A 15,797-nucleotide genomic window follows, 5' to 3' on the forward strand; every position below is an offset into this window, starting at 1 on the left:
GTTGTTGAGGCGATTGTGTGCGGATTACCCATTTGGGCACAGGTATTCCTGATGCCGGATAGATGTAAGCAACAACCTAAAACCTGATTCAGTGCTTGCAAAACGGAGGTAGTCCATAGATGTAAAACGTGGCATCGGAAATGGCGTGCTTGCGGCAGAGTTCACGGGCGGATACCCCGGCTTCAGCCTCGCGGAGAATACTGATGATCTGTTGGTCGGAAAAACGCTTCTTCATGGGGATGTCCTCATGTGGCTTATGAAGACATTACTAACATCGGGGTGTACTAATCAACTGGGAGCAGGTCACTCCAAACTGACCCCTTATTGTAGTGAAACGGCTGCGTTGAGGCGGCTCTTCCTTATTCTGCAACACAGCCATACCAGGTTGACTTTCTCTCTGGCCGAACTACTAGGGATCAGTTTGGGGAAAGTACAATAGTTTCCGATATCCAAGCTGACCCCTACACAATCGACCTGGCCATCCTTGCCCCGGATGGCCAGGCGCTCCCGTTCGCCCCACACATTGGTTGGTGTGTTGCTTCACTGACTTCTCTCATGTGCATTTTTGCACAAAAATCGGCATTAAATTGTGGTTTTCATTAGACCCAAAATACTCAATGGATGCTAATGTGATATTAAGAAAATAATAATTTTTGGTGAGGAAGTATCAATTTGGAAGAGTTTAAAGTGAATACGTTAGAAGAACTCGAAACACAAATTGCAAAATACGGAGACGATGTTCTCTTTCGTGGCCAGACTTCTTACTATGGCTTACCTGGTAAGCCATCAGTCATAACATCCTTTGAACGGAATGTTTGTATACCTAGCAAAATGCTCAAATGGAGTCAGTATGCAAAGAATGTCCTCGACGTCTTTGTGAATGGGCGAACCGATTCTTTCGAGTATCAACAGGCACTTTTACAACACTACGGTTGGAGATCATTCTTTGTTGATTGCTCCTCTAACGCTGCTGTAAGTGCATGGTTTGCTAGCCACAGCTTCTCACTTCTAGAACCTTATTTTGAAATAAGTGAAGACTACCAGGAAAGGTCGGTATTCCTCGTTAAACAAAAAGCCGAATACATTTTCAGCGAGGGTTTGGGGCATCTGTTTATTCTGGACAGAACGGCGTGTCGTAAAGTCGGGTTAGTTGACTTAGCAGACCTTTCAATAACCGGCTTTCGGCCCCGCACTATTGCTCAATCTGCATGGATGGTTGGACCTTTGCAAAGCGGCCCGCTTCCAGATGATTGTTTTGTAGCTCACATAACCGTGGATCGTTCTCTTTTGCGTGATTACGCGGCAAAAAATCAATTATCGAGCACTGAAGATTTGTTCCCTTCGGTTAAAGATGACCCAATACTAAAAGCATTATTGGGGTTGCCGTGGAGACAGATAAAATACCCGGATAATAAATGCGAATTTAAAGTATTTCGTCGGTCCTTAGATGTTCCGGAGTATCACGATAGTTTCGTTAAAATATTTTGGCCTCACACAGCATTTTACTGTGGGGATAAGATATCTGATAAATTTAGCGAAATTGCAGGGGACACAGTAGGAGGTACCATTATTTCCGCTCCGGACACAATTTTATTTGGAACTGCACCAAAAAGCATGCCTCTAAAATTTCCTCACATTGAAAATCTTGTTGATAAATATGGATCAGTGTTTTTTGAGATTGACGATTTGATTCAACATGCAAGTACTGGAAACCTTACTGTTTATCAAAAGGGAATTGGCATTATTCCAAGGGGAAAGGACTTATATGAACTCTGTGAGTTGGGGGTCGATCATCCTGGTCTTGATATGACGCGAGTTGGAGTAAGCAGCGGTTGGTACTATCGCAAAGGCTCGGATGGGCTTTGGGTTCGCGAGTACAATGAAAATGAATGTCCCTGTGAGTCAGAGTTTGTACATGAACGGCATATATCAGCTTTGCATATTGCTGAGGACTTTGTTAGTTCCCCCAAGAATCTACCAGAAAGCGTTGACCAGAATAACATTTAACGGGATTCTAGGCCAATCGTGCGAAAAACCACGTTAAGGGAATAACAGTTTGAAATATAAATACTTATTGGGCTTCTTATTTAGGCTAAAAATCGTTTATAAATATCGTTTATAAATATCGTTTTTTGTCGTTTGAATACTTGATCGTATCAAAATCGATCTCTGATACCCGTTAGCGTGTTTTTTACATCACTGGACTTCAAACCCCTTCTATGGCTCACCTGGTCAATACGGTGCAAGAACTGGCTGCTAATCAATTAATTCGTTTCGCCGGAGATTTCGGCGGTTCCTGCAAAGAGCCCCATAACCTTAGTCGATGAACGACATTCGTGAAGCCGCCTATCCTGGCGGCAATTTTGTCTCTACTGGTTTCGTGACGCTTTTTTTAATCTAAAAATGAAGATCTTTAGTCAGAGTGAATTTTTCTGTAGCTACATCGCCTTTAATATATCCATATTGTTCCAACCAGGAATGTAAAGTTCTAACATCCTCAACAAGGCTAATACATACATTTTCATCTTTAAATACAGGGGTGTATAAGTTATGCATGCCAATGAAAACCGGCTCATTTGCTTCCTTTATTTCTAAACGCCCATTAACGGCGCGACCATATGTACCGTCGGAGAATGAAAGATTGATAGCGTCTATTGCGCTGAATGCGACAGGGTAAGGGAAATTTTTACTATAAAAATTTTTAATAATTTCAAATATTTTATTGGTTGTGATTTCCAGTTTCTTTGTACTCTTCATTTTATTTCCTTATTTTACCGATGGTAATGATTTAAATAAATTATTGATATGAGTAAACATTTCATACGAACACTTCCGGTTCTCAAAGAACCTCAACAGTTCACTATCGACAATCTCTGGCTAGGCTTTATCTTTTTATGCGCGTAAGCGCATGAAGGTGACAGCAATTGTTACTTGTGACTCTTACGCCAAGGGTCGCCGGAGACGCGGCGCAGCCGCCCAGGTTTGGTAGATTTTACCGATGCTAATCCCTCGCCCTGCTAGACCATTCCCGCTCACAGCTTTGATACGCTAATGTACGCTGACGGAGTGGCCCTGGCGAAGCCAGGGCGTATCTCCGCGTTAGCGCCTTTGGCGCTTACGAGCGTGTACTTCAGAGCTAAAGCCACACCTCTCAAAGCGATACAGTTTTAATAGTTACAACATTCACTTTTAAAGCCACTCTGTTCCGGGCCTTTGGCCCGGGGCGGGGCGGCTTTTCAGGTGGGCGGAGGGGGTGCGTTTGCGCTCGGTGCTGGGGGTTGATGTGGTTATAGCTTAGTGAATGTTGTAACTAATATAATGGATGTTATGCCCCGGCTTGTCCGGGGAGCTACTTCTTCTTTTGCTCTGGCAAATGATGCCGTTGCTCAGGTGTGGTTGCCCTGAGCAAAGCGAAGGGAGCTACTCCAGATGCCATGCCGTAGGCTGGCTCAGGAGTACTCTTTCTTTAGAAAGCTTGTTTTGTTCAGAAGTAATGTTCGAAATTAATCACATCTGAAGAGGGGTTTTCGAAGTTAATGGGATGCCTCAACCGGGGGAATTATCTCTTCGAATTTAAACGATTATTTCTTAATCCGACGTTGGCCAGCGCCGTATCGTGAGCATGCCCCGACCGTCGCCGGTGCACATTTTGGCGGACAACAGACGTGGGGAAGCCTGCCAGGCATCCGCGAACGGAAAAAATGCCAGCATCTGGCCCGCGAAATCGCAGGAGGGGGAAAGGTTTAGAGAGGAATGTGGTTAAGACAGTGGAACGCCGGCGCGCTCCAGGAGCCGCTGATAAAACGTCTCAGCATCCGTGGACAGCAGCGTTGGGAACTCGGCTTTGAGGGCACTTTCCAGCGACATCTGCGCAACCGTGGTGAGCAGACCACTGGCCGTAAAACGCCGCCAGGCGTTCTCATGCGTGGCCGTGCTATTTTTGGGACGCAGCTGCCGCACTTTACGCGCCTGTTCGTCAAGAACGGCGCCAATATCTGCCTCAGTTCGCGCTTTTTCATCGCGCAGCTCCGGGCTGACAACCCAGCGTTTTATCTGTCTCAGCCGGTTTTTAAGAGAATGGCGGCGGTCAATACTGATGCCCAGACGTGCCATTTTCAGCAGGTGACGCTGGTATTTCTGCTGCATCGACTCCGCCAGTCCGCTGGCTACCGCCCACTGGCGATATTTATGCAACCACTCCCGGATGCTTTCTACGGCGATGCCGCGTGAAGTGAAGCATTTGTCGGTGAGAAAAATTCGCATGGGCTTGTTCTGGCCAGAATCGGCGTCGCGGTCGCGGTGTATCACCACGTAGTCCAGTTGCTCCATCACCCGTAGGGCATGGAGTAGAACGTCATAGGCTTTACGACCGTTCTCATAAACGTGCAGCGCATTCATACGGCGGGCAATCTCTTCCACCGGCAGCATCATTTCGAAAAGGTAATCGCTGTCCGGGCTGTAGTCACAATTTGCGGCCAGAACCAGAGACAGAGAAGTCAGCGCCTCACGGCTCTCAGAGCGTGGGGTAATCCGCATAGGTTTAGGGGTAAAGGAGGGGTCAGACGCACGGGAGTAAGGCGTGTAACCAGTACGGCGAAGCGCGATCAGATCGGCATTTCGCCGCCAGTCATGCTGACGGAAGCAGGCCACCACTTTTGCAGCCATGCCGCGCGGCGTTTTGCCCGTGTAGGCCGGCTGGTTGTTGCGGTGCGTCTTCGACTGGCCTTTGCGCAGGCGGTTAGCCTCACCACGTCGCGAAGGACGATAGACACTGGCAGAAACACTGTTTGCTACCGGTGAGAACGGAAACTGTTGTTCAGACACGGCTCCCAACGCTTATGTTGCGCCGGAGGAGTTGACCTTTAAAAGGCATAAATCTATACTCCCTGCATAGAGCAACAACTCTATACAGTGTTAGTGAGCCCCGATTATCTTCTCCTTAGTCGCCAAACCTAGGAAGATTATCGGGGTTTTTGCTTATATGGGCCTGTAAGTATCTCAATCAGCACCCATTCCCTACCACCTTATGGCGTGGCCAGCCAGAAATTCTCTACTCGATCAGTAATCTCGTACTCAATGTGCCAACCATCAAAAATGTGAAATCTTTACATCTAAAACACTACGTTCAAGCAATTCACGCTCGGGTAAACCTTCAATAAACTGCGCCTGTGTAAGCCCTTCTTCACTCGCAGATTTCAATTAGAGAGCTCCTTTCTTTATGCTTTATGCGTTTTTCACGCTTACGTACAATAGCGCCCAGCTGTCTTTGGCTGGCAGACATTGGTTTACCTTTTCGATATGCGCGTTTTAATCCAATGAGGAAGTTTTTGCATTGTCAGCTTGTGGCATCTCCACCTCCCCATGTTTTATAAGAGAATATGTAGAGAATACTAGAGCTTTTTAACTTTATGTCAGGCATGAGCAACGTTGGCGCGCTGCTCATATTGTTGAAGTGACGAGCTGAGTTTCGTTAATCGTTAATAAGCAGAGTGCCAGTCTTTCCCTAACGCCCAGCGAGACTGCCAGTGAGTTAGATAGGTTTGTGCCAGGTCAGGCACATCGTGCAGTACCAGGGCGTTCTCCGAATTCGACCGCGCGGCAGACAGGGTATAGTTATATGATCCGGTTTCGACCGTCTGTCCATCAACAATAATCACCTTGTCATGCATGATTTTAAACTGGCTGACGGTACGCACCGGGATCCCCGCATTCACCAATAAATTCATCGCGGCCACACTGGCTTTCCCGCGATTGCCGCCCTCATCCAGTACCACCTGGACGTCGACGCCTCGTTTCTTTGCTTCGACCAGCGCACCGGCAATGGCGGGCGAGGTAAACGAGTACCCCATCAGGCGAACGCTTTGCCGCGCATCGTCTAAGGTCTGCAGTACCAGCTGCTGCGCGCTGCCTTCCGGTGAGAATCCCACCTGTACCGACGGGGCCGCGCTGGCGGTGCAAACGCCCACATTCAATAACATGGCCAGTAAGGCCACCCGCAATCTGTTGTTCTTCATCAGTCTGTTTCCTCCTGGTAGGGCAAAGCATAAATCCCTGATGACACACTGGTGGTCAGCAGGCAAAAGGAACCTTCGCCACAGGACGCGTCCCAGGTCAGGTTTTCCGGCACGCACTTGGTCAGACAGGTAATGGCCACCTTCAGTGCCTCATGGTGCAATCCCGGATGCGTTCTGAAACACACCCGCTGATGCTCGATATCATCATCGCTGAACATAAAGCCATGCAGGTCAAAAAAGTGGATCGACAGTGCTTTTTCACCCTTCATCGTTTTTCTCCTGACACCGCGCAAATCCACCTCATACCCGGTGGCCTGCACGACCTCGCTTTATTTCATCGCATTATCGATGGCCTGCTGCATCACCTGAGCGGACACGACGCCCGGAATGACGGTCGTGTTGTCAGCGGTCGCGTTCTCTGCCGGCATCACGATGATCCCCGGCGTCCCGGTTAATCCCAATAGCTCTGCCAGCGCACTGTTACCCGCGATCAGGGCATCTGCCGCTGTGCGGTTCGCGACGTCTTCTTCTCCTGCGCCCACTGCCGTGGCCACTTTTTCAATATCGTCTGACGTCAGTTTCCCTTCGTTATGGCCGGTGCCGTAAATCCCGTTGTGGTAGGCCATATAGGCATCAGCCCCCTTCTGTTTCCAGATGGCCAGACCACGGCGTGACGCCTGCGTAGACTCGGGGTAATGCCCGGCAAAAATCGTCCAGTCACGAAAAGCAAACCGCACATCCGGTTTACTGACCATGACCTGCTCCATCACCGGAGCCATCATGCTGCAGGCGATACATTCGTAATCAAAAAACTCGGTCACAATCACTTTCGATTTTTGCGGGCCTTTCACCGGCACGCCGTCAAGCTGCATCAGCAGCCGGTGCCCCTTCAGCACCGACTGTGCCATCAGCTGTGCCTTGATGGCTGCCTGCTGTGCCTGCAGCTTTTTGCTCACCTCGATGAGCACCTGCGGATGGGCCACCAGGTAGTCGGCGGCAATCTCGCCGATGCGTGACTGCTGTGCCGGTGTGAACTCTTCCGGCTCTGCGGCGCCGGCGTGGATTGAACCGAAAATAAAACTCAGGGCGAGCGAAAGCGCCGCCGCGTTAAAACGGTTTGTCATGATGGTGTCTCTGAAGAGGAATACCGGAGTTGCCGGTAAAGGAATAGGTGTCCGTTGACGGTATGTAAACGGTGCGGATTAACGTTCTTTCTGAATATTCCGGACGGCTTCGTGGGTAATTTCTTCCCGCTCCGGCTCCCGGCCCCGGCTTTCGGGCGGTAACGTCAGTTGCCCCTGTTTTTCCAGTTCACGCGCCGCGCTGGCCAGCGCCCGCTCTGACAGGTCATTTTGCGGGTTTTTAGCGGAGCCGTGCGCTTTATCCTGCTCGGCCTGCACGTAGCGGAGTGCTTCTGCAGACACCAGGCTTGCCTGCGCGTTTTCAGCAGGCAATGCTGCACTGTCAAACTGACCCGCCCCGGCAAGGGTGGCCAGCACAGCCCGAATGGCGCCGTTGTTGTCCTGCAGGGCTTCGTTTTGGGCAAGCAGGCCAGAAGCCTGACGGATAAGCGCGGCGTAGTCCGGCAGCTTCTCACCCGGTAGCACCGGTATTTCCTGCCGCATGTTCTGAACTACACGCTCTACCAATTGTGCTGACAACGCTGGCACATCCTGCCCTTTAGTCTCTGGAAGCTGAATTTCAGACAGGGGATGCCGCGTCTCTTCAATAGCCCGGAGTGCCTGGCGAAGCAGGGCAGACTCATCCGCCGGCCTTTCTTCTGCCGGCAGATACCGCAGGATCTCCTGCAGCTCAGACTGAACCAGCCTGAGCAACGTGGCATCCGGCCTGACAGTCCGGTCAGTCACCCCGCCCGCCACTTTCAGCAGCTGCGCGGACGGCATCTGCCGGCCGGTGAGCAGCAATACGCCTGCCGCCGGGTTGCCTCGCGCCGCCGCCAGCGCCTGCGTCATATCGCTGACCACAATCGTGTCACCGTTGCGGCTTTTTTGCACCACCGCCGCCTGGGCACCCTCGGTCGTCAGTTGGCGTACCGGCCCGGTCTGTATCTGACCGGTGTCTGACTGAAGGGGAAACATCGTCAAACCCGCCGTTTTGCCGTTGCCGTCATAAACCGGTAACGCCAGATGCGGCATCGGATATTTTCTGGTTGGCGGAATAATCCGCGCCGTCACGGGGTTATCTTTTAAGCCCTGTTCCTGCAGGTAGGTTCGCCCGATGGCCGTTTTGCCCACCGGCTGCCCCATCGCCCAGATGCTCCGGGCCTGCGCCCGCTCTGATTCCGGCTTCAGGGCATCATGCGCAGTCGTCGGGCCGTTATCTTTTTGCCGCAGCGTATCCATCCAGTCACGAAGACCATCGGTATAAATCTGCACATGATCGCGCGCACGGGAGGCGTTAATGTAAAAGGCCCGCATACCGCTCATTCGCTTACGCGCACCCTCCGTCCCCTCCAGCGCAATCACATAGTCCGTACTGGCCCCCTGTGCGCCGTAGCCGGTCACCGCCCAGGCATAATCGATGTGCTGGTCTGCCCGCGTAATGCCCGGCGTAATGACCTTTTCGCCGCCGGCGTTTTTAAGCACCACCTCGCCGTTGTCACGTAGCGTTTCTACCCGGTACTGTTCATGGGCATCATGGCCCGCCTGCTTCTGTGTTTTGCTCATGCGTACGCTGTCACCTTCCCGCAGCTCAATCTCACGCCGTTCAAACACCTCAATTTCGGTGGCGTTTAGCTCTTTCGGGGAGTAATAGTGCATGCGGTCATTTTCATCGCGCAAAAAGACACGCTCCGTTCCCAAATCGATGCCGGTCACGCTCAGATATCGCTCGTTGGCCAGCACCACTTGCCCCGCCTTCCAGTCATTAATGCGGTTGAAATCGTGACGACCGCCGGTAATGCGATCCAGTATCGGGACGGTCACCGCCTTCTCCCCCAACGCCCCTTCTTTTAACATGGCCTGATGAATGTATTTATTGATCATCTGCCGGTCCTCATGCAGCTGCACCACAATCATGGTGCGCTCACGGGCATCCGGTGTCCGGCTCATGTAGTCCACGGTAATACGTGTCCACGGTGATTCGGTTTCGACCACCGAGTAGCCAGGGGCCTCCCAGGACCTCAGCCGGGGCACCGTCTTCGGTGAGACTCTCTCCATTTTCTCGAGGGCAGCACCGGCTTTGTTCTCAATGACGCTGTAAACGGCAGACTTCAGGTCATGATTACGCTGGCGAACGATTTCGTTCATCACGGCCACGTCGAGGGTACTGCGCTCCTGCATCAGCGTGAACGGTGCCCCGCTTTCCGGTGACTGCAGCTGACCGGTATCCCCCACCGCAACGGCCCGGCCCTCTCCGCGCGATATCGCCTGATAGGCGGCAGCGGTGTCCTGATTCCCCAACATCGAGGACTCATCAATCAGAAAAAGTGTCCTGGCATAACGCACGTCTTCGCCCGCCGCCGTGCGCTGTTGCCAGTCCACCACGAAGGATTTAAGGGTCTGCGCCTCGATGCCAACATCACGCATTTCCTTCACCGCGCGGTGCGTCGGGGCAAGCCCAATCACGAGCGGCCGTTCACTTTCCGGCAGGGTGTCAATCGCGGCTTTCACCGCCCGGAACTGGGTGGTTTTCCCCACGCCGGCATAGCCCTGTATGGCAGTAAAGCGATCGGGGCTTTGCAGGATAAGCGTCGTGGCGGCCTTCTGCCCGGCGGTCAGCCCATTAAGCAAGACCGGATCCATCGTGGCCATCAGCGGCGTCTGGGTATTTTTACCCGTATCAATTTCCCGGATGATGGCCTTTTCCATCTCCCAGGTCGCCCGCCCCACAAATCCCCCACCGCCGCCGACTTTCACCGGGATGAGGTCTCCCTCTTTCACCTGCCGGGCCACTTCGCCCCGTAACGCCCCCAGATTATTGAAGAACGTGCCCGCCTGCTCCAGCAGCTTCACCTCTGAGAAAGCGACGTCCTTCATCTGGGCAACCGCCCGCGACACGGCCTTTTGCGCATCCGTGAGTAATCCTGCGTTTAACGCGGCCAGCGCTTCCCCGGCGTCTTCCTTGCCACTGGCCTGGCGGACTAACGCCAGCGGTGAGCGGGTGGTGCGCATCCGGCCGAGTTTCTCTTCCGCCTTGTTTTGTGCTTCCCCGGTAAAGATTTCCGCCTCATGTCCCGACTGGGCCAGGGCGTTCATGATGTTGCCGGACAGGTCACGGGCGTTGAGGCTGGCCAGCACGATACCGTGCTCATTGTCCCGGCTCCCCGGTGCGCTGACGTAGCCGTGCGTCAGATACAGCGGCCGGTCGGTCGCGACCTGCAGCGGTTTTTTCTGGCCATCGCGCTGCACCGTTAATTTTCCCTCACTGACGGCAGTGACCGTCAGCCGGTCGCGGGCTTTCAGCCCATTGGCTTTGTCTGCGGCCAGGGCAAACAGCTGTTCCCCCTGAGCAACGTGCAGCTGTTCACGGGTAAACAGCCGCCAGTCACCGGTCAGGTCGCTCAGTTTTACGCGGCTCAGAACGCCGTCGCTGTCGATAAGTGACAACATGCGCGTCTCCTCATGCACCCGGTCAAGGGTGTAGTGGCGGGTCTCATTTTTGTCTGACCGGTCTTCCAGCACCATCCCCGCCCGGTAGGTGGCCGGGAGCAGGCGTTCTTTCACGCTGGCATAGACCGGCGTGCGGGCTTCGACGGTCACGCCGTCCCGTTCAAGCTTGCCGGCGTTTTGCAGGGCGTCACGGATAATGCCGGTCAGGTGCTGCTGCTCGCGGGCGCCGGAGACCACGGCGGTGACGGGGGTGTCCGGTGAACTCAGGTCAGCATAGCGTTCAGCCAGTGCCCGGTAACGGTCACGCTTATCGCCGATACTGATCACCCGTGCTTCCAGCCCCACCACCGGTTCGGTCAGACCGTGACGGGGCACGCCAGCGGATGACAACACCGACAGGGCGTTGGCGTTGGACTGCCGCCCGGCGCTGTCCAGGAAAATAAGCTGGGCGTCTTTCTCCTTCGCTTCGCCGCTCAGGACCAGCATCTCCTTGAGTCCGAGGCGCTCCGCACTTTCCACGATGAGCGTGCTGTGCGCAGAGAGACTGAACCCCTTATCCAAAATGCGGCTGCGATAAAGGATGTCGTCTTTGAGCAGCACAGATTTGCCAAAGCTCAGGCCCCGTTCGGCAGAACTGGCCAGTATTTTCACCTCGCGGCCATGCTCACGTGACATTGTCACCAGTTCTTCCGTCACCTCGCGCAGACGGCCGATTGACGCCGGTGCGTTCAGGATGGCCACCGGCGCAAATTCCACCGCTTTGAGCCGCTCAGGCGTGTCGATGTCGGTCTGCCGGAAACTGACCACTTTCCCTTCCTTCACGATATCGGCCGCCAGGGCCTGCACAGACAGTTCATCCAGCAGATGAATATGCGAGGTAAACACCCCTTTGTCCCCGTCCAGCGGGGCCAGCAGGTTTTCACCGATGGCCCGGTCGATCGCCTTGCGCAGATTAGGGATCGACTGTTGCCCTTCCCCCGCCTCATGCGCCGTCATCAGCAGGTCACCGTAGGTAAAGCGGGTGCGGGTGTCACTGAGCACCGAAATCGCAGTACGCACCGCCTGCATGACGCTCGGCGGCATCGGACGTTCTTCCGCCTGTTCAGGCTCCACGGCGCGAACCTGTGCCGCATCTATCACCTCACGGATATCAAAATTCAGGTCTGCCATCTGCTGATCCCACCGGGCCTGCAGCCGGTTGCGCCCGGCCTGCGTCTCTGGTTTGACGATGGGTGATTCCGCCGGTACGTCCTTTGCACCCGTACTTTTTTCCGGCGTTACCTGTCCGGGTTCAGGCAGACTGACCGCCTCAGCGGTCATGCGGACAGGGGCGTTCCCCTCTCCGCCCACCTCAATTGCAGGTTCTGACGGGAAATCCACGCGTTCACGGGACAGTGATGGCTCGGTGACGGCTTCAGCCGGATTGGCCATCTCATCAGGCGTGCGGGCAGAGGCTATACCCGATTTCCCCACCTCGTGTGACGGTTCTGACGGTAAATCCACGCGCGCAGGGGACGATGATGGCACGCTGGCAGTGTCAGCCGGCGTCAGTGACGGAGCAGCGGGCGAGCGTGTGCCCTGCGCATCGACTTCATCGAGTCCGTAACGGCTGATATCGACCTTTTTCTGCCGGGTGTCTAACGCCGCGACATCGCGGCTTTTCAGAGACGCTTCATCCCCGACCTGGGCGGCGATTTCACGGTGGCGGGACGAAAACTCTTCCAGCACCGCCTCCGGAAACCCTTTAATTTCCCAAAGTTCATGCTTGCCGCCGGTGAGTTCTGTCTCATACCCCATCGCCTCGGTTTTCGCCTTCAGGCTGTTGCGGTAGATTTTGCCGAAGCTGACCTGATGGCGGTACATCGTCTCAATAAACCCGGCACCGTAAATGGCATCGGTGGCCAGCGCCTTCCACTTCCCATCCAGCTCGGTCACGTTGGCAACTACCGCATGGGTATGAATGGCCGGATCGAGATTGCGTGACGTATCGTGGGTAAAGAGCGCCGCCACCATCTTGCCGGTGGGAACGACCGAGGTGATACCTTCCTTCGTATCACGGGCGGAAATCGTCTGCTCCATGATGGCCAGCGTTTCTTTGACCGCCTCAATATGGGCCTGCAATAGGCGCTTATCACCGCCGGCCAGGATAAGCATTGAGACACTTTTCGGTGCAGAAAAAGTGAAGTCGTGTCCGGGCCGGTGCACATGGTTACCTGACACCTCCTTCCCCAGCTCCACGCCATTCGGCAAACGCCCGTGCAGGACATTGGTGAACGCCTCAAGATCAACGTTCCCCTCCAGACCCAGCTCACGGGCGCCTTCCCCCAGCCACTGGCTTTGCAGGTCATCGAGAAAATAGTAGTTATCTTTGCTGCTGTAATAGCCCGCCGCGTCTGCAGCAGACGCAACGGAGGCAACGGTCATCATCGTTCAAAACCTCCGGGTTCGTGGTGTTCATCCATATGCTGGTACGCTTTATAATCATCGTGGTGTCGCAGAATGTTCTGTTCCTCCTCGGCCATCGCGCGGTTTGCCGCGCCGTACTCCGCCGCCTGGGCCTCATCCAGGCTTTCCGGTGACTCCTTCCGCGCACCCAACGTGCGCAGAACAAGCTCACCCTTTTCATCCACTTCCACGTCCATCTGCAGATCCGGTGCTTCCCCCTGTGCGTCGGCGGCGCCCTCGCTTTGTGCCCCGTCGGCCTGTGAAGCAGGCTTACGGCGTTTAAGCGCGAGCAACTCCAGGGCGCTGAGGCCGGCCAACGGTTTCATGTTGTTGGCAGCAACAGACAACACGGGTGGGTTTTTCAGCGCGGCAGAGTTGTGTGGTTGAGGGGGTATGGCGTGAGTCGTTATGGCGGGTTGCGGTACTACAGGTTCAGGTTTAGTTTGTTTGTTGGCCTCTATCTCGGGTGCTACGCCCTTTTTCACCGTTTCCGCCAGCGGAGGATCCTGTCGCATACGCGGGGTGAAAGGGCGAACATTCGCTGGCAGTATCGGCGCATCAGAGGATTCGGATGCTTCTGAACCCACGCCGTCAGGGGCGGTTTCGGGCTTTTCAGCGTCGTGTTGTTTTGATTTTTCCACGCCCCTGGCAACCGGGGGCGTGCTCTGACTGACGGCGGACACGAGCGGGATATCGGCCTGCTTTCCGGTCTGGACAGTTTTCTGCCGGTCGGCTTGCGGTGTCACCGCCGGGCTGGATGACTGACCGGCATTTTTCGGTTCCTCTGCGGCTTTCTGCCCTTCCAGAATTTCGTCGCCGGTCGGGAAGACAATGCCCGCCATGCGCGTCGCCTGTTCGTTCTGGCTAATGACCTGTTCCAGCTGGGGACTGAGCACATCCTTGAAATCGCGCGCTATCAGCGCCTTGTGATATTTCTTTTGTGCCCGGTATTTCAGATCCAGTTTTACCACCGGGTATTCCCCCGGCAGGCGGGCATAGAAACGCAGGTTCGGCATCGACATGATGTTGTCATAATCGACCACCGGCTCATTGACCTTGTCGCGGCTGATGGAGATACCGTCACGGATTTGGTCAAGACCGTAGCTGTTTTGCTCCCGCGCCTCACGACGGCGCTGATGCCCCAGCTCTTCCTCTACGATTTTCGCCACTTCAGCGCTTGGCGAACGGCCATAGAAACGGGTGTTCAGCAGGTCAAAAATAGACTTGGCCACCTCACGTCCGTACACGTTGATAAGCTGTGGCATGTTCTGAATGCCAATAACAAAACAACCGCCAAATTTGCGCCCTTCAGCCAATGTCTCGGCAAACTCGGGGATTTTTTGCAGGCTGGTCTTTTCATCGACGACAAACCACACACGGCGGTCGGGATCTTCCCCCATGCTTTGCAGATAAATCGTGGCCATCGACAGCCACATGGATATCAGCGGACGAACCGACTTGCGATGACGGGCCGTGGTGGAGATAAACAGCCAGCTTTTGTCGTACCGGGCGTCGGTCATCCACTCCCGGATGCTGAACTCGGGTTTCCCCTCCTGGTCAAGCCCCTGCAGGTATCGCAGCGCTTTGGCGTAGTTGGTGACCACCGAACGGATAGAGATGGCCGTTTTCTCAATTTTTTCCTCAACCAGGTTGGCAGAGGGGGTGTTTTTGAGAAATTCGCGCAGACTTTTCATGTCGATAGACAACAGGGCTGTCAGGAATTTCTCAATACTGCGATCGCTATGTGAGGCAAACTGCATTGCCGTATCGCTGAAAATGGTACGCGAAGAGGACACCCAGAACGGGTCGGACTCCCCCTCCACCGGAATAAGCGAGGCCGTCAGGTTCTCGTAGTCCACGACCTCCCGCGCTTCCCGCCACAACACCCAGTTCTCACAGCGCTTATCGTGCGGGTTGAGAATTTTGTCGATACGTTCGTCAAAGTGCGTTTCAATAAAAGTGCCGCCGGAGTCGTAGACAATCGCCCGGTCCCCCCGTTTACGAATAAAGTCGAGCAACCAGCGGATAAGCGTGGATTTACCGACTGCAATAGTGCCGTGTATCAGGTAGTTCATGATCTCGGCGTTCTTCACCATGTGTAGGCCACCGATCTGCAGGTCTGATTTCTGACCGGCCTTTTTCAACTGACGGTTTACGCTGTCCACGTCATCGGTCAGCGTCATGCCGGAGAGATAGGTGTCTTCACTCTCTTTTTTTCCAATGCGCCCCACGTACCAGGCAATCACGCTGAACAGCAGCAAACACACCGTGCCGCAGCCTGCGGCACTCAGCTTTAAGTTATTCACCAGCTGGCCGCCCATCGACTGCATCCAGGGGTCAGCCAGCAGCTGTCCCAGCGTCAGTTTGGTGGTGCACAACTGTACGCCGCTATTGCAGTGCCAGCTGATATCCCAGGTCGCCGGGCTTTTCGGGTTCATCAACGGCACAAAGCTGGATAACAGCCTGCCGGTCCAGTACCAGAAACCGTTATTCAGCACATCGGCGGAGGTGACCGCCCAAAATACGCCGCCGGTGGATAACAAAAACAACAGTAACAGCCAATTCAATATCCACTGGTTGACCTGGGCAAACATACGCAGGCGGTAGGCCGTCATCTGGCCCCCCTGCGTGAGGTATTTCGGTGTAAAACTCATGGTTCAGCTCCGGCAAACGCGCAGGCTTAAGCCGCCCGGACGGGCAGCTTAGGGATGGTTGGTAAACAAACGGGGGATGAAATTCAGTGATAAAACGAATAAGTCTTAGGAAA

General features: G+C 54.4%; 8 protein-coding genes and 2 pseudogenes. 1 reads left to right on the plus strand and 9 read right to left on the minus strand.

Features of this window, described 5'->3' with window-relative positions; genetic code table 11:
* Positions 1-115: 115 nt before the first annotated feature.
* Positions 116-235: pseudogene (locus LC431_RS19675) on the minus strand (transposase); the annotation flags it as partial.
* 437 nt (positions 236-672) lie between these two features.
* Between LC431_RS19675 and LC431_RS19680 the strand changes: the two are divergent.
* Complete coding sequence (locus LC431_RS19680; RefSeq protein WP_223510198.1) at positions 673-2,007, plus strand: hypothetical protein; 1,335 nt, start codon at positions 673-675, stop codon at positions 2,005-2,007.
* Positions 2,008-2,397: 390 nt separating this feature from the next.
* Here LC431_RS19680 and LC431_RS19685 read toward each other — a convergent pair whose 3' ends face one another.
* The 8 genes and pseudogenes from LC431_RS19685 to traD all read right to left on the minus strand — a co-directional run bounded on the left by LC431_RS19685 (position 2,398) and on the right by traD (position 15,684).
* Entirely contained in the window at positions 2,398-2,757 is a 360-nt protein-coding gene (locus tag LC431_RS19685; RefSeq protein WP_223510199.1) for a hypothetical protein, read from the minus strand.
* 1,002 nt (positions 2,758-3,759) lie between these two features.
* The gene (locus LC431_RS19690) at positions 3,760-4,824 is read right to left on the minus strand and encodes a Replication protein (protein ID WP_223510200.1); all 1,065 of its coding nucleotides are present in this window, start codon (positions 4,822-4,824) and stop codon (positions 3,760-3,762) included.
* Positions 4,825-5,088: 264 nt separating this feature from the next.
* Positions 5,089-5,349 (minus strand): annotated as a pseudogene (locus LC431_RS19695) (RepB family protein).
* Between the two features lie 128 nt (positions 5,350-5,477).
* Complete coding sequence (locus LC431_RS19700) at positions 5,478-6,014, minus strand: phospholipase D family protein (RefSeq protein ID WP_370633907.1); 537 nt, start codon at positions 6,012-6,014, stop codon at positions 5,478-5,480.
* Positions 6,014-6,283, minus strand: coding sequence for a hypothetical protein (locus LC431_RS19705; RefSeq protein WP_223510201.1), 270 nt, complete (start codon positions 6,281-6,283; stop codon positions 6,014-6,016). Before LC431_RS19705 ends, LC431_RS19700 begins: the two co-directional genes overlap by 1 nt.
* Before the next feature lie 60 nt (positions 6,284-6,343).
* On the minus strand, positions 6,344-7,138 hold the full coding sequence (locus tag LC431_RS19710; RefSeq protein ID WP_223510202.1) for a DsbA family protein: 795 nt from the start codon (positions 7,136-7,138) through the stop codon (positions 6,344-6,346).
* A gap of 78 nt (positions 7,139-7,216) precedes the next feature.
* Complete coding sequence (traI, locus tag LC431_RS19715) at positions 7,217-13,012, minus strand: conjugative transfer relaxase/helicase TraI (protein WP_223510203.1); 5,796 nt, start codon at positions 13,010-13,012, stop codon at positions 7,217-7,219.
* Positions 13,009-15,684 carry a type IV conjugative transfer system coupling protein TraD gene (gene traD / locus LC431_RS19720; protein ID WP_223510204.1) on the minus strand — a complete coding sequence of 892 codons (2,676 nt, stop codon included), beginning with the start codon at positions 15,682-15,684 and terminating at the stop codon, positions 13,009-13,011. Before traD ends, traI begins: the two co-directional genes overlap by 4 nt.
* Positions 15,685-15,797: the final 113 nt, after the last annotated feature.

The sequence above is a fragment of the Rahnella sp. GSA61A genome (assembly GCF_019969905.1).
Classification (GTDB): domain Bacteria; phylum Pseudomonadota; class Gammaproteobacteria; order Enterobacterales; family Enterobacteriaceae; genus Rahnella; species Rahnella aceris.

What these genes read in the sequence shown, in the direction of transcription:
- LC431_RS19685 (WP_223510199.1), bottom strand. Translation starts at nt 2,757, where the DNA reads ATGAAGAGTACAAAGAAACTGGAAATCACAACCAATAAAATATTTGAA.
- LC431_RS19700 (WP_370633907.1), bottom strand. Translation starts at nt 6,014, where the DNA reads ATGAAGAACAACAGATTGCGGGTGGCCTTACTGGCCATGTTATTGAAT.
- LC431_RS19705 (WP_223510201.1), bottom strand. Translation starts at nt 6,283, where the DNA reads ATGAAGGGTGAAAAAGCACTGTCGATCCACTTTTTTGACCTGCATGGC.
- LC431_RS19710 (WP_223510202.1), bottom strand. Translation starts at nt 7,138, where the DNA reads ATGACAAACCGTTTTAACGCGGCGGCGCTTTCGCTCGCCCTGAGTTTT.
- traI (WP_223510203.1), bottom strand. Translation starts at nt 13,012, where the DNA reads ATGATGACCGTTGCCTCCGTTGCGTCTGCTGCAGACGCGGCGGGCTAT.
- traD (WP_223510204.1), bottom strand. Translation starts at nt 15,684, where the DNA reads ATGAGTTTTACACCGAAATACCTCACGCAGGGGGGCCAGATGACGGCC.